The sequence below is a fragment of the Nocardia sp. NPDC101769 genome, assembly GCF_044766925.1.
Lineage (GTDB): Bacteria > Actinomycetota > Actinomycetes > Mycobacteriales > Mycobacteriaceae > Nocardia.
The window spans coordinates 354,217-373,159 of record NZ_JBIWMX010000003.1 but is presented as its reverse complement, the minus strand read 5'-3'; the positions used below and the strand labels follow the sequence as shown (position 1 = coordinate 373,159).

The window sequence follows — 18,943 nt, the reverse complement described above, 5'->3', positions numbered from 1 at the left end:
CCGGCCGGGCTACATACCGAAGGAGCCGGTGGGCGGCAGCCAGGGGGCCGGGGCGGGGTTGTTGTTCCAGCCGTTGTCGCCGCCGTTGTTCCAGCCGTTGTTCCAACCGTTGTTCCAGCCGTTGTCGCCGTTGTTCCAGCCGCCGTCGTTGTCGTGGTCGTGGCGGTGGTGGTCACGGTCGTGATCCCAGGGGCCGTGGTCGTCGATCTGCTGGGCGACGACCGGGGCGGAGGCGTCGTCGGGGGTCGTGGCATTCGCGGGAAGGGCGACGACGGCGAGCGGGATGGCGGCCAGGGCACCGGCCGCGGCGAGGCGCAGAGCGAGACGGCGGCGGGGCTTGATGGTGGACATCGTGTGCCTTTCTGTCGGGAAGATCATGCGCCGCGAGGGGAGCGGCTTACGAGTTCCCATCGAAGGCTCCGGCCCTTGGAACGGTTTGGGATCGGGCTGGGAGTCCGCTGAGCGTCTAGGGGCGCGGACGCTGCGTGCGCGGCAACAGGTCCCAGACGTGGCCGTTCTCGTTGACGGTGGCCACTGTGCGGCCGCCGGTGCGCGAGTACAGGATCCGGGTGATCGAGCAGTAGTCGATGGGGAAGGTGAGCGGGCGGGCCAAGCCCAGCACGTCCTGCAGCAGCACATTGATCACGCCGCCGTGGGCGAAGACGACCACGGTGTCGGTGTGCTCGGCGGCCGCGACGATGCTCGCGATGCTGTCGCGCACGCGGCCGATGAAGGCGTCGCCGTCGATCTGCTCGGGCAGGTGCCCGGCCTTGATGCGCGCGTAGGTTTCCCGGAATTCCTGCTGGGCGTCCTCGATCGGGATGTACATCGGCAGGTCGCGGTCGTACTCGGCGAGCCCGTCGAGGACGTCGATGTCGAGTCCGACCTTCTCGGCGGTGGGCCGGGCGGTTTCGCGGGCCCGCAGTTGCGGGCTGCTGATCACACGGGCGATGCGGTGGTGGGCGAGTGCGGCCGGGATCCGGCCCGCCTGTTCGAGGCCGATCGCGGTGAGATCCGGGTCGGCGTGGCCGGATTCGGCCAGGACTCGTTGCGGCTGGGCGTGGCGGACGAGGATCAACTGCACGCCCACCACTCTGCCGCACCACGCCCGTGGTTCGACGCCGGGGCTAGCGGTTCTTGCGGCGGCTCATCAGGTAGACGATGCCGAGCACCAGCACCACGATGCCGATGCAGCAGACCGCGAGGAATCCCCAGAAGCCGGTGCCGCGCCGGCCGCTGGTGCGGCGGGCGGCGGTGTTCTCGAGGGCGGTGTTCCAGGTGTCCGGATGGGTCCACACGTGGTGGTCCAGCAGGGTCGCCTGGGTCATGAGATCTAGGTAGTGCATGGGTACCCCAATCCGTGTGGCCGGTGGGCCCGCCCCGGGCCGAATCCCAGATTAACCGGCGATCCGGCCCGGGGAATCAGGGTTTTCCCTGGTCCCTACCGGGATTCGCTCTGTGCGGTACGGGGTTTCACGAGCGGGAAGGGCAGCGTTTCGCGGATGCTGCGGCCGATCAGCAGCATGACCACCCGGTCAACGCCGACGCCGAGACCGCCGGTGGGCGGCATGGCGTGCTCGAGGGCCTGCAGGAAGTCCTCGTCGAGTTCCATGGCTTCCGGGTCGCCGCCGGCGGCCAGCATGGACTGTTCGGTGAGGCGGCGGCGCTGTTCCACCGGATCGGTCAATTCGCTGTAGGCGGTGCCCAGTTCGACGCCCCAGGCCACCAGGTCCCAGCGCTCGGTGACGCCCGGAATGTGCCGGTGGGCGCGGGTGAGCGGGGAGACGGAGGTGGGGAAGTCGATGTAGAAGGTGGGTCCCTCGGTCGCCGATTCCACCAGGTGCTCGTACATCTCGAGCACGAGTTGCCCGGCGTCCCAGCTCAATTGGAAGGGCACGCCCGCCTTCTCGCAGAGCAGCCGCAGCCGCTCCTCGTCGGTGTCTGGGCCGATGGTCTCGCCGATCGCCTCGGAGACGGCCCCGTGCACGGTCTTGACCGGCCAGTCGCCGGAGATGTCCACCTCGGTGAGGGTGCCGTCGGGTCCGGGGCGCAGCGCGACCATCGCGCCGTTGGCGGCCACCGCGGCCTCCTGGATGAGCTGGCGGCAGGCGTGCATCATGCGTTCGTAATCGCTGTGCGCCTCATAGGCTTCCAGGATGGTGAACTCGGGGTTGTGGCTGTAGTCCACGCCCTCGTTGCGGAAGACGCGGCCGAGTTCGAACACCTTCTCCATGCCGCCCACGCACAGCCGCTTGAGGTACAGCTCGGGGGCGATGCGCAGGTACAGGCCGAGGTCGTAGGCGTTGATGTGGGTGGTGAACGGGGTGGCGTTGGCGCCGCCGTGCACCTGCTGCAGGACGGGGGTCTCGACTTCGAGGAATCCCCAGCCGTGCAGTGTGTCTCGCAGAGACCGCACCACCGCGCTGCGTTTGGCCATCACCTCACGGATATCGGTGTTGATGGCCATGTCGACATAGCGTTGCCGCACTCGGGCTTCCGGGTCGGACAGGCCCTTCCACTTGTCCGGCAGCGGGTGCAGGCATTTGCCGATCATCCGCCAGTCCTGGGCGAGCAGTGAGAGTTCGCCGCGGCGGCTGCGGCCGATCTGCCCGCTCACCTCGACCAGGTCTCCCAGGTCGAAGAATTCGGTGAACGACTCGCTGCGGTCTGCGCCTACCCGGCCGCGGTCGATGAGCAGCTGGATGTCGCCGGACCAGTCGCGCAGCACGGCGAAGATGACGCCGCCGTAGTCGCGAATCCGCAACAGCCGCCCGCAGACTCGCACCGTGGTGCCCTGCGGGCAGCCGCGGGCGGCGGACACGGTGTGGGTGGGCGGGTAGGCGACCGGATATGCCTCGACGCCGGATTCCTGGAGCTTCTCCAGCTTGTCCATGCGGACCCGCACCTGTTCGGGGCGGCGCGGGCCCTGCTCCTCGAGCTCCTCCGGCGGCAGGTCGGGCGGGCTGCCGTCGGTGTGCAGGCCGGTCATGGCGGGCGGTACCGAGGGCCGCAGACCGGTGTGCGTGGAGGCGTCGTGTTCGCGGCCGATGCGGGGCAGGAAGCCTTCGGCGAGGGCGCTGGCAATGGCGACGCGCAGCAGGTGTCGGCGTTCCTCGAACAGCGAGAACCGGGGCACCCATTCCGGCTGGTACTTCACATTGGAGCGGTAGAGGGCCTCCAGCTGGTACCAGCGGGAGAAGAACATGAGCACGCCGCGCCACAGGCGCAGCACCGGGCCGGCGCCGATGCGGCCGCCCTCCTCGAAGACCGCGCGGAAGACCGCGAAGTTCAACGAGATTCGGGTGATGCCGTACTGCTCGGAGGTGAGGGCGAGCCGCGAGATCATGAGTTCCATCAGCCCGTTGGGGCCGGAGCGGTCGCGGCGCATGAGGTCGAGGGAGATGCCGGTGCGGCCCCACGGCACGAACGAGAGCATGCCGAGCACCTGGCCGTTGGGGGCGACGGACTCGACCAGCAGGCAGTTACCGTCCAGCGGATCCCCGAGCCGGTCGAGAGCCATGGAGAAGCCGCGTTCGGTCTCGGTGTCGCGCCAGGCGTCGGCGCGCCGCATGACGTCGGCCATCTCCTCGGGCGGGACTTCCTTGTGCCGCCGCACCCGCACCGTGATGCCCTGCTTGGCAAGACGATTGGCGGCCTGGCGGACCGGCTTCATATCGGGTCCGGCGAGGGAGAAATTGCGGGTCTCGAGGATGGCCTCGTCCCCCAGGCGCAGCGCGGACAGTCCGGCCCGCCGGTAGGCGGTCGCGCCGATCTCGCTGGCGCCCATGACCGCCGGGGCCCACCCGTACTGGTCGGCCAGCCGCAGCCAGGCGTCGATGGCGTGGCCCCAGGACTCCTTCTGCCCGATGGGGTCGCCCGAGGCCAGGCACACGCCCAGTTCGACGCGGTAGGTGACAGCGGCCTTGCCGCTGGGCGCGAAGACGACGGCCTTGTCTCGGCGGGTGGCGAAGTAGCCGAGCGAGTCCTCGACGTCGGAGCGTTCGATGAGCCCGCGGATGGCGGATTCGTCCAGCCCGGTGAGCGCATTGGAGGAGCGCTGCGACCGGAACAGGGTGATGACGGCGGCCAGCAGCGCGATGGCGCCGAACAGGCCCAGCAGCAGGTTGACCAGGTGCGGTGGGTGCCCGTCGAAGTCCTCGCTGGAGACCAGGATCGCGCCGGTGACCCGGGACACCGCCCACAGTGCGCGTTCGGTGTGGTCGGGCAGGGTGCCGGGGAACAGTTCGACCAGCCCCCAGCCGACCAGGCAGCCCAGCGCGAGCCCGCCGGCCAGTACGCCGAGCGCGCGCCAGACCGCGCCGCGCTGCACGTGCGTGTAGAACTCGGACCACGAGGCGATGAGCACGCCGATGACCACGACGTGAATGATCAGCGCGACCAGGGCATTGACGTCGCCCTCGGCGGCGAAGTCGAGGGCGTTGGCGAGCGCGAAGGCCGCCATGTACCCGACCAGCAGCCACCAGGCGATCCGTTTGCGGCTGGCGGTGGCGCCCGCCAGCAGGCCGACCACCAGCGCCCACACCAGTGACGTGTCGGGGGCGTCGAAGTAGTAGGTGTCGACGAAGTGGCGTAGGTGCGAGGTCAGGAACCGCAGCCCGGGCGAGATGCTCCAGGCGAAGCAGAGAATCGAGAAGACGCCGAGCGTGGTGCCCGCGATGTGCGGCACCTCGCGCAGCCGGCCGTGCCCGCGGTGTGGCACCTCCAGCGACCGCGGCTCCGGTCTCGGGTCGGAGTCGTGGGTCGGCCGATCCTGCATCGAAGTCACTGCACCAGTGTGAATGTTGCCCATGCCCATGTGCACTCAGAACCCGGTTCGTGTCTCGTGGCCGCCGCGTGGCGGCTGGTGGTGGGGGCGGCGTTTGGTGTTGAGGCGGCCGCGGGTGAGGATGTACCCCATGTCGGATCCAGTCGATGTCCCGATCGAGGACGATGTCATTCGACTCGGCCAGTTCCTGAAGCTGGCGAACCTCATCGATTCTGGTTCGGAAGCCAAGACGGTTATCGCGCAGGGCCTGGTCCGTGTCAACGACGAGGTGGAGCTGCGACGGGGTCGCCAGCTACATGCGGGCGATGTGGTGGCACTGGCCGGGCACAAGGCCCGGGTCACCGGCGGCTGAGCGCGCTTCGCGGGCAAGGTACTCCCGGATCCGTAGGGGTTCGGTCTGCGCCCCGCGCGGCCGGGCTCGCCGCGTTCCCTGCGGGTTGCCGGCGGCGTCACTCCCGCGGGGGCTCGGGGGCTGGGCCCCGGCTCCCCATTCTCACGGGTGCGGGGGCCGTTACCCCTGAGAGCTTCCCGAGAGTTGGGTCAACCCTCGCTGCGAACGACGACGCCGTCGTGGTCGCTGTAGAGCATGTCGCCGGGAACGAAGGTGACGCCGCCGAATTCGACGGTGACATCCTTCTCGGCGTTCGCTCCGGTCTGGGTGCTCTTGCGCGGGTTGGTGCCCAGCGCCTTGATGCCGATGGGCAGGGTGCGCAGGATGGCGGAGTCCCGGACCGCGCCGTTGACGACGACCCCGGCCCAGCCGTTGTCGACGCCGCGGCCCGCGATGATGTCGCCGACCAGCGCGGTGTGCACGCTCGCGCCGCCGTCCACGACGAGCACGCGGCCCTCGCCGGGTTCGCCGAGGGTCTGCTTGACGAGCAGGTTGTCCTGGAAGGTCCGGATGGTCACGATGCGGCCGGCGAAGACTTCGCGGCCGCCGAACTGGATGAACTGGGTGTCGCAGCTGCGGATCTCGGGGCCGATCTCGTCGGCGAGGTCGGCGGTGGCAATGGAGTTCGCTGATTCGGTCACGGGAACTATCTTGTCAGGGCGAAAATGCGCAAGTCGCGAGCGGTGCGATTGCGGTAGGCGGTGTACGCCTGCGTGGTCTCCTCGAAGCGTTCGAAGATCGCCTGCTTGCGGTCCTCGTCGGTGACCAGCGCTGCGGCGACCGGAATGTGCTGCCCGGCGATGGCGACCTCGGCGGCCGGACTGGCGAGCAGGTTGGCGGTCCACGCCGGGTGGTGGGCCCGGCCGAAGTTGGATCCGATCACGTAGAGCGTGTCGCCCCCGTGTACGTAGAGCAGGGGCGTGGTGCGCGGCTGCCCGGATTTGCGGCCGACGGTGGTGAGCAGAATGACGGGCGCGCCGATCGGGCCGAGCACGGTGTACTTGCCGCCGGTGTGTTCGAGCACCTTGCGATCCAGCGGCGTGAGTTTGCGGATGACCAGCGAGCCGACCGTGGTGGCGGCGAAGGGACTGGCCAGGCGGGACAGCAGATTGGTGCGGGAACCCCAGATCCGTTCGGGAAACTGCTCACTCATACCGCGACTCTAGTGGCCCGTGACCGGGGGTGTTGTGCCGTCGCGATGCGCTCTGCGGCTGCTGAGCGATCTATCCACAAGAGTTAATCAACCGTGCAGTCGGATTCTCGGGCGCATACCGGCGACACCCGATGAGTCCAGGTCGGGAGAGGCATGAACGTAGAACCGGCGATCGACTCGGGTGCCGTCGACGAGACCCGCTCCCTGCTGACGTCCGTGCTCGCCGGCTTCCAAGCCGCCTGGGAGGCGGCCGCGGCGCCGCCCCGCCTGGCCGAGTTCCTGCCGCGCACACCACACCTGCGCCGCCTGGTGCTGATCGAACTGATCAAGGTGGATCTGGAATATCGCTGGATCCGCTACGACTTCCCCAAGCGCCTGGCCGACTACCGGGCCGAATTCGACGAATTGCGGTCCGGCCCACTGCCGCCCGATCTGGCCTACGAGGAGTTCCACGCGCTGCGGCGCTCCGGGATCTCCGGAAATGGTCACAGGGCGGCGGTGGATATCGGCTGCCACCCGACCGAGGCCGCCGCCACCGAATGGGCCGAGCACGACTACCGCAGCACCCTGATCGCCCGGCCGCAGGCCCAGCATGCCCTGGAGGGCATCGAGGTCGGCGATCGGCTGGACGATTTCGACCTGCTGGTGGAATTGGGCAGCGGCGCCTTCGCCCGGGTCTTCCTGGCGCGGCAGCGGTCCATGCAGCGGCTGGTGGCGGTAAAGGTCTCGCAGAACCACGGCACCGAATCCGAGACCCTGGCGCGGCTGGATCACGAGCACATCGTGCGCGTCTTCGACCAGCGGCTGCTGGCCGACCGGGAGCTGAAACTGCTGTACATGCAGTATCTTCCGGGCGGCACGCTGTCGAAGGTGCTGGCGCTGGTACGTTCTCGCGAGCCGGGTGATCGGGACGGCGGGCTGTTGCTGGAGGCGGTGGACGCGGCCATGCGGGATCGGGGCGGCCTGGTACCCGGCGAATCACCCACTCGCGCAGCGACGCTGGAGCGCAGCTGGCCGGAAACCGTTGCCTGGCTGGGCAGCCGGTTGGCCCGTGCACTCGACCACGCGGCCCGGAACGGGGTGCTGCACCGCGATATCAAGCCCGCGAATGTACTGCTCACCGCCGATGGCGGCCCGAAACTGGCGGATTTCAATATCAGTTTCAGCGTGCATGTGGCGGGGGCCAGCCCGCTGGCCTACTTCGGCGGCTCGCTGGCGTACATGTCGCCCGAGCAGCTGGCGGCCTGTCACCCGCAGCTGCCCGAGACCGCCGAGGATCTGGACGGCCGCAGCGACATCTACGCGCTGGGGGTGGTGCTGTGGGAGCTGCTCACCGGCCGCCGACCCTTCGACGACGAAACCCGCGCGGGCGATTCGGAATCCTCGCTCGAACGCATGCTCCGGCTGCGCCGCCACCAGATCGATCCCGGCCACCTCGACGACCTGCCGCCGGACTGCCCGGCCACGCTACGGCGGGTGCTGCTCAAATGCCTGGCCCCCGATCGCGAGGACCGCTGGGCCACCGGTGCGGCGCTGGCCCAGCAGCTGGACCTGTGCCTGGATCAGCGGGCCCGGGATCTGGTGGATCCGCCGGCCAGCAGCTGGCGGTCCCGGGTCGGCCCGTGGTCGCTGGTCGCGCTGATCACGGCGGCGAGCATGTTCGGTGACGGGCTCGGCATCGCCTACGCCAACCTGCACAATCATCCGCTGTTCCAGCTCTGGTTCTCGCCGGAGGAGCAGGCGCGGCTGCGGCTGGTCGGCAATGGACTGTTCCTGCTCACCACGCCGGCCGCCATCGTGCTCACCAATTATCTGTGCCGCCGGGCGTTCATCGTGTGGCGCGGACTGCGGCGGGGCCGTACCTACGATCCGGTGACCCTGGCCCGGGCGCGGCGCGACACCCTGATCGACGGCGACCGGGTGGCGCTGCTGGCCTTCGGCTGGTGGGTGCTGTCGGCCGCGCTGTCGGCTATCGCGCTGGTCGTCTTCACCGGCCTGCCGCCGGAGCGCATTGTGAATCTGGTTGCGACGATGGTGGTTTCGGGTGCGATCGCGGTCGCGTACCCGTTCTTCGTGGTGACGTTCTTCGTGGTGCGCTGCTTCTATCCGCGGCTGCTCACCCATGGTGAGACGGCGCGGGACAACGATGCCCTGCGCGCCCTGAGCCGTCGTTGCACCCGGTATCTCGCGGTGGCGGTGGCGATTCCGTTGATCGGAGTGATCGCGAGTCTGATGTTCCTGACCGCCGAGGAGGTTTCGCTGGAGCTGATCTCCATCTACGCGCTGTGCGCGGTGGGTGTCCTCGGGTTCCTCGGCGACTACTGGCTGTTTCGCCGGACCGAGGCCGATCTGCGGGCCTTCGCGGGGGTCGGCGGCTCTGGCGACCCCGGGTGACTAGGCGGACGTGCGGGTGGTGTGGAACGCGGTGACCTGGGTGACCAGATTGTGGGTGGAGCTCTTCACGGCGAGCTTCACGAACGGCTCGATGGTCTTGCCGAGGATCTTGCCCGCGATGCCGCCGGGGACCCGGTAGTCGACGATGGCGTCGATGGTGCAGGATTCCTCGCCCTTGTCATGGAAGAGGAACGTGGATTCGATCTCGAAGCCCTTGATGGATTTCACCGCGATGGCGTAGCCGGGCTCGTGCCGGACGATCTTGATGGTGGAGTGCAGGGCGATCGGGCCCAGTTGGATGGTGCCGTCGAAGGTGGCGTCCACGCCTTCGACCTTGTCGGTCAGCGGGGTGAAGGCACTGATCTCATTGATGAATTTCGGCAGGTGCCGGTAATCGTTGACGTAGGCGAAGGCCGATTCGGCCGAGGCGGCGCAGTCCGCGACGATCTTGACTTCGGTCATGGGGGCAACCGTAACGTGTTCTAGTTTTCCCTGCAGGTCTTGTGATGCATGCCATCTATGAGACAGCGCACCCGAATATGAGCCGGTGCACCCGAATTCGAGAACCGCGGACCACCTCACGCGGTGACGGCCAGCGTACCGGCCAGCCCGAACACTAGTGCCATCACCAGCACTTCGGCAATCGAGCGCCGCAGCGAGCCGTCCGCGGTCATGCGGTGATCGGCGACCTTCGGCACCCAGCTGCGCCGCCACCACCAGCCCAGCCCGAGCAGCACCGCCAGCAGCACCGTCTTCGCCAGCAGGATCCGCCCGTACCCGCTGGTGACCAGCGGGCTCACCCCGCCGATCCGCACCAGCCCGTTGATCACCCCGGTCACCATCACCGTCACCACCAGCGGCAGCGCCCATGCCGAGTACCGCGGCAGCAGCACCGCCCACTCGCCCCGGGTGCGCACGGTCAGTGCCAGCGCCAGCAGCAGGCCGAACCAGGCGCCGGCCGCCAGCGCGTGCAGCGCCGCCACCACCGAACCGAACGGCTGCTGTGACATGTGCCCGGTGATCGGCCGCAATGCCAGCGTGACGGCGGTGAACACCAGCACCAGATCACCGGTGGCCCGGTCGGGCTGCCGGAATCCGAAGGCGCTGTAGATCGCCACCGTCCCGCTGCCGATGAGCAGCGCGATGCCGATCTGCCCGCCGCTCAGGTGCGCGAGATAGTCGCCGAACTGGGCGGCGCTCAGCTGCCGCGCCGGAATGCCCTGCACCTCCGCGGCTTCCAGCGCCAGCATGGCGAATTCCATTGCCGCCCAGAGCGCGGCGAGCACGGTGATCGGCCGCCACTGCGGCGTCAGCCGGTCCGAGAGCCGCGGCAGCGCGGCCAGGCCCAGCACTGTCGCCCCCGCGCAGTCGGCGAGGACCCGAACGGGGGCCTCGGCCTGCACGGGTTCGGCGGCGGCGAGTGTCCAGGCCAGGGCCGCGCCGGCCAGGGCGATCGGGATGACCAGCGCCAGTAGCCATCTCGGTGAGCTGCTACCGCCGGTCGTCCCGCGCTCCCGGCGACGATCGGTGCGGTCGGTCCGATTCACCTGCGCTGCTTGCCCCGTCCGCCGAGCAGGGCGAAGGCCAGGCCGCCGCCGAACAGCACCACCGCGCCCACGATGAAGATCCACAACGGCACGCCGCCGTCGGAGCCTCCGGACTTGGCGGCACTGTCGGCCCTGGGGCCCGGCGTTCCATTGCCGGGCTTGGTCAGGGTGAACGTCCGCTTGCCGCTGACGGGGTGCCCGTCCGCGGAGGTGACCCGGTACGCGATCGTGTACTCGCCGACCGGTCCCAGCTCGCCGACCTCGATGCTGATGGTCGGTCCCTCCACCTTGGGCTGGCCCTTCGACCACAGGTTGTGGTCCGGCCCGGTGACCGTCATGGACGGGTAGGCCGACTGCAGGTTTTCGTTGAAGGTGATGCTCACCGACGCCGGTGAGGTGTCGATCTGCGCGCCGTTATCCGGACTGGAGGAGACGGGGGTGGAGTGCGCGTCGGCGACACCGCCACCCAGCAGTGCGAATCCGGTGACCAGCAGCCCGGTGATCAGCCCGGCCAGCAACTTGCGGTTCACGACCGCCGTCCCCGGATGACGCTGCCGAGACCGAGGGCCGCGCCCAGCGCGCCCAGCGCCAGGCCGATGCCGCCGAGCCAGCGGGCGGTGTTGTCGCTGCTGTTCTTGTCGCTCGTACCGGCATCCGTGGCGGCTGGGGCATCGTCATCGCCGCCGGTGCTCTTGGCCAGGGTGAGGCTGGGGGCCGGGTGGTCGGGCTCGCTGCCGTCGGCGTTCATGGGCTGGTTCCAGTCGACGACCTTGCCGTCGCTGTAGGTCTGGGACGTGTTGAAGCTGACCTTGCCCTGCTTGGGCAGCGGGCCCACGGAGAGCGCGAAGCGCTGGAACTGGCCCGGGGCGACGCCCGGGTTGCCCGGATCGGCGGTCCAGGTGACCGCCACGGCCTCGCCCTGGGCGTTCTTGTCGACCTTGGCGGTCCAGCCCGCGATGGGCTCGGTGCGGGCGCTCTTCAGATTCGGCAGCGCCACGGTGAGTTTGGTGGTGGAGGCCGTGTCGGACTCGGTCGGCACCCGGAAGGTGGCGACGGCATAGCCGCCCTGGCTGGCGCCGGGGGCGTCCACGACCACGTGCGCGGCGGCGATGCCGGCGCCGGACAGCAGCAGGCCGGCGGCCGCCACCGACGTGACGAGGGTGCGTGAAAGGGAGGTGTGCATGACTGTATTGCCTTCTCTGACAATGGTTACGGGTAGGTAGGAACGGGGGTTACGCCGTAACCGGTGGCGCGCGCGGACCGCTCGCGCCCAGGGCGAGAAGGGTTTTCGGGGTCGGGACCGAACGCGGGCGGCGCGACTGCGGGGCCCGCGCCGGACGTGGGACGAGCCGGGTGAGGATCACCCGGACGGTGCGCGAGATCAGCCCGTAGAGCCGCTCGGCGACCAGGATCAGGACCGCGCAGCCGGCCGCCGCCACCGCGTGTGCGAGCAGCATCGGCCCGTGCGCGGCGAATTCCATTGCCCCCGCGGCATGCCCGTGATGCACGAGGCCGCTGAGGGCGAGGTGGCAGACGGGCTGGCCGGCCACCATGAGGATCGGCAGCGCGGCGGGGGGTCGCAGCGCGGCGGCGAGCGCACCGATGACGGCCGCCGCCAGGATCAGCAGCATGAGCCCGGAGGAGCCGGGGTAGCCGCCGCCCGCGAACCCGTGCGCGCCGACCGCCAGGGCCGCCATGGCGACACCTGCCAGTCCACCGCGCACCTGGCTCATGGGTGTCTCAGCTCACGCCGAGGCGGGCGAGCACGTCGGCCTCGATGCCGGAGAGCTCGTTGGAGATGGAGGCGTGCACGGCGCGACGGCGCGGCACCGGCATCTGGGCGGCGGTGCGCACGGCCGCGGACAGGCTGTCGAGCCGATCGCGGCTGGCGGTCACGAACTTCTTGGTCTCGGTGTCGGTGTTCTTGGACTCGATCTCCGACAGCGTGGACTCCACGCCCGCGATGCGCGCCTGCAGCTTCGCGCCCGGGCCGGAGAACTCGCTCAGCTGATCCAGCCCGATGCCGAGCTGCTGGGCGCGGCGGGTGTCGAGCTGCCCGCGCACGAAGGTCGCGCCGCGGTAGGCGAGCGGCGCCAGCACCGGCACCAGTACCCGGGCCACGCCCAGGTACTTGCGGATCGAGGCCGCGCTGAACAGATCCCGTTCGGCCCGGGCGGCGATCTTCTGCGCGGCCTTCTCCTCGGCCTGCAGTTTGGCGATCTCCGCCTTGGCGACCTGCTTCTGCGTGCGCGCTTCCGCCCGGTTCTTCTTGCGCTCGTTGCGCGCGCCGAGTTTGGCCTCCATACCGGCCTTGTGTTTGAGGGCTTTCGCCTCGGCCCGGCGGCTGACCCGCTTCTTGCGCTTGCCGAACAACCCCATTTATGGCCTCCGTCATGCTGGTTCGCCATGGCAGCACAGGGCCGGGGGAAATGCCTGTCCGCCCATGAAACACAGTTTGCGAATCACCCTAACGGGTGGGTTCGCCGCGCAGCGAGCGCCTTGCGGTTTCGGTGCCAGTTCGTAGGGATGTCGGGGGTTGAGGCCATACTGACTGGCGTGTATTCGGGCATCGGTGACCATGGTGAGCGCGCGGCATTCCTGGATGCGCGTGCGCTGATCGGCTGTCGGCACCGGCTGCATCTGGACGCGAGTAATCCGGGCGTGTTGACCGGGGTCGCCGAGGACGCGGGCGTGCAGCAGCGACGAGAAGCCGCTGCGGCGCACCGATCTCACGTGCGGGACACGCTGGTCGCCGCCGCGCCCGGCAGCTGGACCGTCATCGATCCGAAACAGCCCGCGCCGCAGCGGGCCGCGGCCACCATGGCCGCCATGGCGGCGGGGGCGGACCGGATCTGGGGCGGGCTGCTGCCGCAGGAGCCCGACACCGGGCGCCGCGGCGGCTGCGAAATCCTGTGGCGCGACCGCGATCGCGGCGGATACATCCCGGTCATCGTGGTGAACCACAAGGTGACCGATCCGCGGCAGCCGGACCCGGCCGACCACCACCCGACGACCAGCGATCTGTACCAATGGAACCCGCAGCCGGACCGGCACGTCCGCACCCGGCCGCAGCCGCGGGACCTGCAGCGCCTCGCGCACCTCTACCGCATGTTGCAGCGGCACGGGCTGGCCAGCCCCGCCCTGGTCGGCGGTGCCATCGGCTATCACTTCGACCGGGTCCTGGTCCACGACCTGGGCCCCGTCCTGGCCGATTACGACATCCGCTACGCCGACCGCATCGCGGTGGTGCGCGGTGAACTCCCCACCGTCCCTTCGAAAGTCCCGGAGTGCCGCCAGTGCCCCTGGTGGAGCCGATCGCCCGAAGAGGGCGGGCGCAGCTGTGAGCAGTGGCTGTCCGAGCATCGCGATGTGAGCCTGGTGGCGCCGGGCTCGCGCGCCGAGGTGCTGCGCCGCCACGGCGTCGAGACCATCGACGATCTGGCGTCCTGGAGCGGCGACGATCCCGACGACTGGCAGTACGAGCCGTTCACCGAGGCCGTGGTCACCGCCCGTGCCTGGGCCACCGGCGCGCCCCTGGTCCGCCGGGTCGACCGGGTGCGGGTCACCCGCGCCGATGTCGAGGTGGATGTGGACCTGGAGAGCTTCCAGGAGCACGGCGCCTACCTGTGGGGCACCCTGCTGGACGGCGTGTACCGCCCGTTCGTCACCTGGGATCCGCTGCCCACCGAGGACGAGGGCCGCTCCTTCGCCGAGTTCTGGACCTGGCTCATGGAGGTGCGCGCCCAGGCCGCCGCGGACGGCAAATCCTTTGCCGCCTACTGCTATTCGCGCACCGCCGAGGACAAGTGGCTGTACGAGTCGGCCCGCCGCTTCGCCGGCCGCCCGGGCATCCCCACCGAGCGGGAGGTGCAGCGGTTCGTGGACGGCCCGCAGTGGGTGGACATGTTCCAGGCCGTGTCCGAGCAGTTCATCTGCCCGAACGGCAAGGGCCTCAAGAAGATCGCGCCGGTCGCGGGCTTCCACTGGCGTGACGCGGAGGCGGGGGGAGAGGCGTCGATGGCCTGGTACCGCCTGGCCGTCGCGTACGAGGGCGGCGAGCCGGACCTGTCCCAGCGCACCCGCATCCTGGAATACAACGAGGACGACGTGCAGGCCACGAAGGTGCTGCGGGACTGGATGACGGATCGGGCCGACGCCGAGGTTCCGGCCATCGCCGACTTCGCCCGACGTAATATCGCGTCGTGACCGAACACGTCGAACAGCTGGAGTTTCAGGCCGAGACCCATCAGCTGCTGGAGCTGATGATCCACTCGGTGTATTCGAACAAGGACACCTTTTTACGGGAGCTCGTCTCCAATGCCTCCGACGCGCTGGACAAGCTGCGCCTGGAGACCTTCCGCGACAAGGACCTGCACGCCGACACCTCCGACCTCCACATCGAGCTCGAGGTGGATCGCGACAACCGGGTACTGACCGTCCGCGACAATGGCATCGGCATGTCCCGTGCCGAGGTCGTGGATCTGATCGGCACCCTCGCCAAATCCGGCACCGCGCAGCTGCGCAAGCAGCTGCTCGAGGCCAAGGCCGGTGACCAGCAGGCCGAGGAGCTGATCGGCCAGTTCGGCATCGGCTTCTACTCGACCTTCATGGTGGCCGACAAGGTCACCCTGACCACCCGTAAGGCGGGCGAGAACACCGGCACCCGTTGGGAATCCGCGGCGGGCAGCTCCACCTACTCGATCGAGGAACTGGACGACGCCCCGCAGGGCACCACGGTGTCGCTGCACCTGAAGCCGGCCGACGAGGACGATCACCTCTTCGACTACACCCAGGAGTGGAAGCTCCGCGAGATCGTCAAGAAGTACTCGGATTTCATCGCCTGGCCCATCCGCATGGATGTAGAGCGCACCGTGCTCGACGGCGAGGGCGAGGACAAGACCGAGAAGACCCTGGTCGAGACCCAGACCCTGAACTCCCAGAAGGCGCTGTGGACCCGCCCGCGCAGCGAGGTCTCCGACGAGGAGTACACGGAGTTCTACAAGCACGTCGCGCACGCCTGGGACGATCCGCTCGAGATCATCCCCATGCGGGCCGAGGGCACCTTCGAATATCAAGCGCTGCTGTTCATTCCCTCGCACGCGCCGTTCGATCTGTTCACCCGCGAGCACAAGCGCGGCGTGCAGCTCTATGTGCGCCGGGTGTTCATCATGGACAACTGCGAAGAGCTGATGCCGGAGTATCTGCGCTTCGTCAAGGGCGTGGTGGACGCGCAGGACCTGTCGCTCAATGTGTCCCGCGAGATCCTGCAGCAGGACCGGCAGATCCAGATGATCCGCAAGCGCCTGGTGAAGAAGGTGCTGTCCACGGTCAAGGATCTGAAGAACGCCGAGGACCAGGCCAAGTACCAGGAGTTCTGGCGTGAGTTCGGCCGGGTGCTCAAGGAGGGCCTGCTCTCCGACCACGACAATCGCGAAACCATCCTGGGTGTCTCGTCTTTCGCGTCCACGCATTCGGACAGTGAGCTGACCTCGCTGGCGCAGTACGTCGAGCGCATGCCGGAGACCCAGTCGGCCATCTACTACATGACCGGCGAGACCCGCCAGCAGATCGAGAACTCCCCGCACATGGAGGCCTTCCAGGCCAAGGGTCTCGAGGTGCTGGTGCTGACCGATCCGGTCGACGAGATGTGGGTCGGCTCGGTCACCGAGTTCGAGGGCAAGCCGATCGTCTCCATCGCCAAGGGCGAGGTCGATCTGGAGACCGAGGACGAGAAGAAGGCCTCCGAGCAGCTGCGCGAGCAGCAGGAGAAGGACTTCGCCGACATTCTCGGCTGGCTGCAGCAGACGCTGGACGCGGACGTGAAGGAGGTGCGCCTGACCAACCGGCTCACCAGCTCCCCGGCCTGCATCGTGGGTGATGTATTCGATTTCACTCCGATGCTGGAGCGCATGTACCGCGCCTCCGGGCAGGAGCTGCCGCACAGCAAGCGCATCCTCGAGCTGAATCCGGCGCATCCGCTGGTCACGGGTCTGCGTGCGGCGTACGCGGCGGTGTCCGACGCGGACGAGAAGCCGGTGGAGCTCACCGAGACCGCCGAATTGCTCTACGGCACCGCGGTTCTCGCCGAGGGCGGCGAACTGAAGGATCCGGCGCACTTCGCCCGCATCCTCGCCGACCGTCTGACTCGCACGCTCTGAGCATCGTTCACGGATCGGGCTCCTGCGGTGTTTCCGCAGGAGCCCGACCCGTAGCAAGCGGGAATTGGTCATGCCTCTTTTGTTGTAAATGTGACGATCCGCATCCCTCGGTGATTTCGGGAACTGGCCGCGAACGCGTACGTTGTACGTCTTGGTCGTAAGTTTTTCGTGTTCGTGTTCAACATGCTCGCGCGGAACAGTGTGCGGGCGTCGCTTCACCTTGCCAGGCAAGTTGCAAGCCGCCTTCTGATCGACCCCCGGTACCGCGGCCGCGGTACCCACGCAATAAAAAGAAACACCTCGTCAGGAGAAGGTAATGGTTCAGGGCACCGTCAAGTGGTTCAACGCGGAGAAGGGCTACGGCTTCATCGCCCGCGAAGACGGCCCCGACGTTTTCGTCCACTACTCGGAGATCGAGGGCAACGGCTACCGTCAGCTCGAGGAGGGCCAGGCGGTCTCCTTCGAGATCACCGAGGGCAAGAAGGGCCCCCAGGCTGCGGCCGTCCGCCCGCACTAGGGAGGCTGCGGGCTGACCCCGCAACTCACTGAGTCGTGAATTGACAAGGCCCGCACCGGAATCCGGTGCGGGCCTTGTTGCTGTCCGGGGGTCCGGGGGCAGGGCACCGAATTTCCCCTTGTGGAGGTTCGGGCGCGAAGCCCCCGGAGCACAGTGTCAGCGAGGTGCCATGCGCAGCGCGCCATCCATGCGGATGGTCTCGCCGTTCAGGTAGTCGTGCTCGGTGATGTACTGCGCGAGCTGCGCGTACTCGTCCGGACGGCCCAGGCGGGACGGGAACGGCACGCCCGACTCGAGGCCCTTGCGGTACTCCTCGGTGACACCGGCCAGCATCGGGGTGTCGATGATGCCGGGGGCGATGGTGTTGACGCGGATGCCGAACTGCGCGAGGTCACGCGCGGCCGGGACGGTCATGCCGGCGACGCCGCCCTTGGAGGCGGAGTAGGCGATCTGCCCGATCTGGCCCTCGAAGGCCGCGACCGAGGCGGTGTTGATGATCACACCGCGCGAGCCGTACTCGTCGACCGGGTCGGTCTTGGCGATGGCTTCGGCGGCCAGGCGCATGACGTTGAAGGAGCCGAGCAGGTTCACGGTGATCACCGTGCGGAACAGCTCCAGGTCGTGCGGGCCGTTCTTGGACAGGATGCGTCCCGCCCAGCCCACACCGGCGCAGTTGACGACAATACGCAGCGGCACACCGGATTCCACGACCGTGGCGACCGCGGCGGCCACCTCGTCTCCGCTGGTGACGTCGGTCGGGATGAGGGTGACACCGGCGGGGACGTTGTCGCCCGCGCGCTCGATGGACTGAGCCAGATCCAGGCCGAACACGGTCGCGCCCGCGTCGGCGAAGCGCTTGGCGGTGGCGGCGCCCAGCCCGGACGCACCTCCGGTGACAATGGCGGCGGAGCCCGAAATCTCCACGGTGTTTGGTCCTCTCGACTGTGGACGGCCCTCTCACTGGCCCTCCGTCAATAGGCACCATAGCCGGGCTGTGCGCACGCTTACGCAAGAGGCTCGCAAGATTTGCGAACACGGGTGTTCGTATAAGTGGTAGTTTCGCAGACATGAACGTCAGCACGGCCCGTCCTCGCCGTGGTCTCCGCCGTCCGGCCCCGCGAGTGGCCGGCAAACGCATCCTGATCACCGGCGCAGCCCGTGGCATCGGGGCCGCACTGGCCCGCCAGCTGCACGTGCACGGGGCGCACGTGGCCCTGCTCGGCATCGAGGAGTCGCTGCTGGCCCAGGTCGCGGCCGAATGCGGGGACGCGCCCTGGCGCTACTGCGATGTCGGTGACCCGGCGCAGGTGGAACGGGTCGTCAACTCCCTCACCGCCGAACTGGGCGGCCTGGACGCGGTGGTGTGCAATGCCGGGATCGCCCGGCAACTGTCCCTGCTCGACGGCGACCCCAGCGTGCTCGAGGAGACCCTCACGGTCAATGTGCTCGGCGTCTACTACACGCTGCGCGCCGCCGGACGCCACCTCGCGCACCCCGACGGCTACGTGCTGCTCATCTCCTCGCTGGCCGCGGCCATCCACCTACCCCTGGCCGGCGCCTACAGCGCCTCCAAGGCGGCGGTCGAGGCGCTCGGCGACACCCTGCGGATCGAATTGCGCCATACCGGCGCCCGGGTCGGCATGGCCTACTTCGCCGAACTCGACACCGAGATGACCAGCCGCGGTTTCGGCACCGAGGCCGCGCGCAGCATTCTGGGCCGCTCCACCGTCTCCGGCATCGCCCCCCTGGGCCCGGCCATCGACGCCTGCGAACGCGCCCTGGCCCGCCGCTCCCGTCGCATCGTCTCGCCCTACTGGGTGAGCATGGTGCTGTGGTGTCGTCCGCTCGCCCAGCGCCTGGTGGACTATTCACTACGCGGGGGCGTCGCCGGCGGACTCGAGATCGCCCGCACCGAACCGGCGGATTTCACCACCGACCAACCGGCCCGCCCCCGCAGAATGAGAAAGCTCGTCTGAATCGCTCGAGGCCAACGGAGT

The 18,943-nt window shown here is 68.8% G+C and carries 19 protein-coding genes; 6 read left to right on the top strand and 13 right to left on the bottom strand.

Annotated elements, in window-relative coordinates:
• Positions 1-9 precede the first annotated feature (9 nt).
• The 4 genes from ACIRRA_RS07515 to lysX all read right to left on the bottom strand — a co-directional run bounded on the left by ACIRRA_RS07515 (position 10) and on the right by lysX (position 4,777).
• Positions 10-351 (bottom strand): hypothetical protein, encoded by a 342-nt coding sequence (locus ACIRRA_RS07515; RefSeq protein WP_402764418.1) that lies wholly within the window; start codon positions 349-351, stop codon positions 10-12.
• A 115-nt stretch (positions 352-466) separates the two neighbouring features.
• Positions 467-1,084 carry a histidine phosphatase family protein gene (locus ACIRRA_RS07510; protein WP_402764416.1) on the bottom strand — a complete coding sequence of 206 codons (618 nt, stop codon included), beginning with the start codon at positions 1,082-1,084 and terminating at the stop codon, positions 467-469.
• A 43-nt stretch (positions 1,085-1,127) separates the two neighbouring features.
• A complete protein-coding gene (locus ACIRRA_RS07505) occupies positions 1,128-1,328 on the bottom strand; it encodes a hypothetical protein (protein ID WP_402764413.1) in 201 nt (66 codons plus the stop codon).
• 113 nt (positions 1,329-1,441) lie between these two features.
• Positions 1,442-4,777, bottom strand: a complete 3,336-nt coding sequence (lysX, locus tag ACIRRA_RS07500) for a bifunctional lysylphosphatidylglycerol synthetase/lysine--tRNA ligase LysX (protein ID WP_402764853.1) — start codon at positions 4,775-4,777, stop codon at positions 1,442-1,444.
• Positions 4,778-4,916: 139 nt separating this feature from the next.
• Here lysX and ACIRRA_RS07495 point away from each other — a divergent pair, with 139 nt between their 5' ends.
• Positions 4,917-5,138 carry an RNA-binding S4 domain-containing protein gene (locus tag ACIRRA_RS07495; protein ID WP_033085219.1) on the top strand — a complete coding sequence of 74 codons (222 nt, stop codon included), beginning with the start codon at positions 4,917-4,919 and terminating at the stop codon, positions 5,136-5,138.
• Between the two features lie 188 nt (positions 5,139-5,326).
• Here ACIRRA_RS07495 and rraA read toward each other — a convergent pair whose 3' ends face one another.
• Complete coding sequence (gene rraA, locus ACIRRA_RS07490) at positions 5,327-5,818, bottom strand: ribonuclease E activity regulator RraA (protein WP_402764410.1); 492 nt, start codon at positions 5,816-5,818, stop codon at positions 5,327-5,329.
• Positions 5,819-5,823: 5 nt separating this feature from the next.
• Positions 5,824-6,330, bottom strand: coding sequence for a nitroreductase family deazaflavin-dependent oxidoreductase (locus tag ACIRRA_RS07485; protein ID WP_402764408.1), 507 nt, complete (start codon positions 6,328-6,330; stop codon positions 5,824-5,826).
• 153 nt (positions 6,331-6,483) lie between these two features.
• On the opposite strand from ACIRRA_RS07485, the gene ACIRRA_RS07480 reads away from it, so the two are divergent.
• Positions 6,484-8,724 (top strand): serine/threonine-protein kinase, encoded by a 2,241-nt coding sequence (locus ACIRRA_RS07480; protein WP_402764406.1) that lies wholly within the window; start codon positions 6,484-6,486, stop codon positions 8,722-8,724.
• Here the strand turns inward: ACIRRA_RS07480 and ACIRRA_RS07475 are convergent, their stop codons facing one another.
• From ACIRRA_RS07475 to ACIRRA_RS07450, 6 genes are all read right to left on the bottom strand, one after another.
• Positions 8,725-9,186, bottom strand: coding sequence for an SRPBCC family protein (locus ACIRRA_RS07475; protein WP_356996179.1), 462 nt, complete (start codon positions 9,184-9,186; stop codon positions 8,725-8,727).
• 116 nt (positions 9,187-9,302) lie between these two features.
• Complete coding sequence (locus tag ACIRRA_RS07470) at positions 9,303-10,271, bottom strand: copper resistance D family protein (protein ID WP_402764402.1); 969 nt, start codon at positions 10,269-10,271, stop codon at positions 9,303-9,305.
• Complete coding sequence (locus ACIRRA_RS07465) at positions 10,268-10,801, bottom strand: copper resistance protein CopC (RefSeq protein WP_402764400.1); 534 nt, start codon at positions 10,799-10,801, stop codon at positions 10,268-10,270. Before ACIRRA_RS07465 ends, ACIRRA_RS07470 begins: the two co-directional genes overlap by 4 nt.
• Entirely contained in the window at positions 10,798-11,454 is a 657-nt protein-coding gene (locus tag ACIRRA_RS07460) for a YcnI family protein (protein ID WP_402764398.1), read from the bottom strand. Before ACIRRA_RS07460 ends, ACIRRA_RS07465 begins: the two co-directional genes overlap by 4 nt.
• Positions 11,455-11,503: 49 nt before the next feature.
• On the bottom strand, positions 11,504-12,004 hold the full coding sequence (locus tag ACIRRA_RS07455) for a hypothetical protein (RefSeq protein ID WP_402764396.1): 501 nt from the start codon (positions 12,002-12,004) through the stop codon (positions 11,504-11,506).
• A 7-nt stretch (positions 12,005-12,011) separates the two neighbouring features.
• Positions 12,012-12,650, bottom strand: a complete 639-nt coding sequence (locus ACIRRA_RS07450; RefSeq protein ID WP_402764393.1) for a DUF6474 family protein — start codon at positions 12,648-12,650, stop codon at positions 12,012-12,014.
• A gap of 177 nt (positions 12,651-12,827) precedes the next feature.
• Between ACIRRA_RS07450 and ACIRRA_RS07445 the strand changes: the two genes are divergently transcribed.
• The 3 genes from ACIRRA_RS07445 (at position 12,828) to ACIRRA_RS07435 (ending at position 16,946) form a co-directional block, all read left to right on the top strand.
• On the top strand, positions 12,828-14,477 hold the full coding sequence (locus ACIRRA_RS07445; RefSeq protein ID WP_402764391.1) for a TM0106 family RecB-like putative nuclease: 1,650 nt from the start codon (positions 12,828-12,830) through the stop codon (positions 14,475-14,477).
• Positions 14,474-16,429 (top strand): molecular chaperone HtpG, encoded by a 1,956-nt coding sequence (gene htpG / locus ACIRRA_RS07440; RefSeq protein ID WP_402764388.1) that lies wholly within the window; start codon positions 14,474-14,476, stop codon positions 16,427-16,429. The genes ACIRRA_RS07445 and htpG overlap by 4 nt, the downstream gene beginning before the upstream one ends.
• Before the next feature lie 316 nt (positions 16,430-16,745).
• Positions 16,746-16,946, top strand: coding sequence for a cold-shock protein (locus tag ACIRRA_RS07435; RefSeq protein WP_033085228.1), 201 nt, complete (start codon positions 16,746-16,748; stop codon positions 16,944-16,946).
• A gap of 156 nt (positions 16,947-17,102) precedes the next feature.
• On the opposite strand, the gene ACIRRA_RS07430 is transcribed toward ACIRRA_RS07435, so the two are convergent.
• Positions 17,103-17,870 carry an SDR family NAD(P)-dependent oxidoreductase gene (locus tag ACIRRA_RS07430; RefSeq protein WP_356996187.1) on the bottom strand — a complete coding sequence of 256 codons (768 nt, stop codon included), beginning with the start codon at positions 17,868-17,870 and terminating at the stop codon, positions 17,103-17,105.
• Between the two features lie 143 nt (positions 17,871-18,013).
• Here ACIRRA_RS07430 and ACIRRA_RS07425 point away from each other — a divergent pair, with 143 nt between their 5' ends.
• Positions 18,014-18,922, top strand: coding sequence for an SDR family NAD(P)-dependent oxidoreductase (locus tag ACIRRA_RS07425; protein ID WP_402764384.1), 909 nt, complete (start codon positions 18,014-18,016; stop codon positions 18,920-18,922).
• Positions 18,923-18,943: the final 21 nt, after the last annotated feature.

Bases quoted from the DNA above. Each gene is read 5' to 3' on its own strand.
- ACIRRA_RS07515 (WP_402764418.1), bottom strand. From the start codon at position 351: ATGTCCACCATCAAGCCCCGCCGCCGTCTCGCTCTGCGCCTCGCCGCG.
- ACIRRA_RS07505 (WP_402764413.1), bottom strand. From the start codon at position 1,328: ATGACCCAGGCGACCCTGCTGGACCACCACGTGTGGACCCATCCGGAC.
- lysX (WP_402764853.1), bottom strand. From the start codon at position 4,777: ATGCAGGATCGGCCGACCCACGACTCCGACCCGAGACCGGAGCCGCGG.
- ACIRRA_RS07495 (WP_033085219.1), top strand. From the start codon at position 4,917: ATGTCGGATCCAGTCGATGTCCCGATCGAGGACGATGTCATTCGACTC.
- ACIRRA_RS07485 (WP_402764408.1), bottom strand. From the start codon at position 6,330: ATGAGTGAGCAGTTTCCCGAACGGATCTGGGGTTCCCGCACCAATCTG.
- ACIRRA_RS07480 (WP_402764406.1), top strand. From the start codon at position 6,484: ATGAACGTAGAACCGGCGATCGACTCGGGTGCCGTCGACGAGACCCGC.
- ACIRRA_RS07475 (WP_356996179.1), bottom strand. From the start codon at position 9,186: ATGACCGAAGTCAAGATCGTCGCGGACTGCGCCGCCTCGGCCGAATCG.
- ACIRRA_RS07460 (WP_402764398.1), bottom strand. From the start codon at position 11,454: ATGCACACCTCCCTTTCACGCACCCTCGTCACGTCGGTGGCGGCCGCC.
- ACIRRA_RS07455 (WP_402764396.1), bottom strand. From the start codon at position 12,004: ATGAGCCAGGTGCGCGGTGGACTGGCAGGTGTCGCCATGGCGGCCCTG.
- ACIRRA_RS07450 (WP_402764393.1), bottom strand. From the start codon at position 12,650: ATGGGGTTGTTCGGCAAGCGCAAGAAGCGGGTCAGCCGCCGGGCCGAG.
- ACIRRA_RS07435 (WP_033085228.1), top strand. From the start codon at position 16,746: ATGGTTCAGGGCACCGTCAAGTGGTTCAACGCGGAGAAGGGCTACGGC.
- ACIRRA_RS07425 (WP_402764384.1), top strand. From the start codon at position 18,014: ATGAACGTCAGCACGGCCCGTCCTCGCCGTGGTCTCCGCCGTCCGGCC.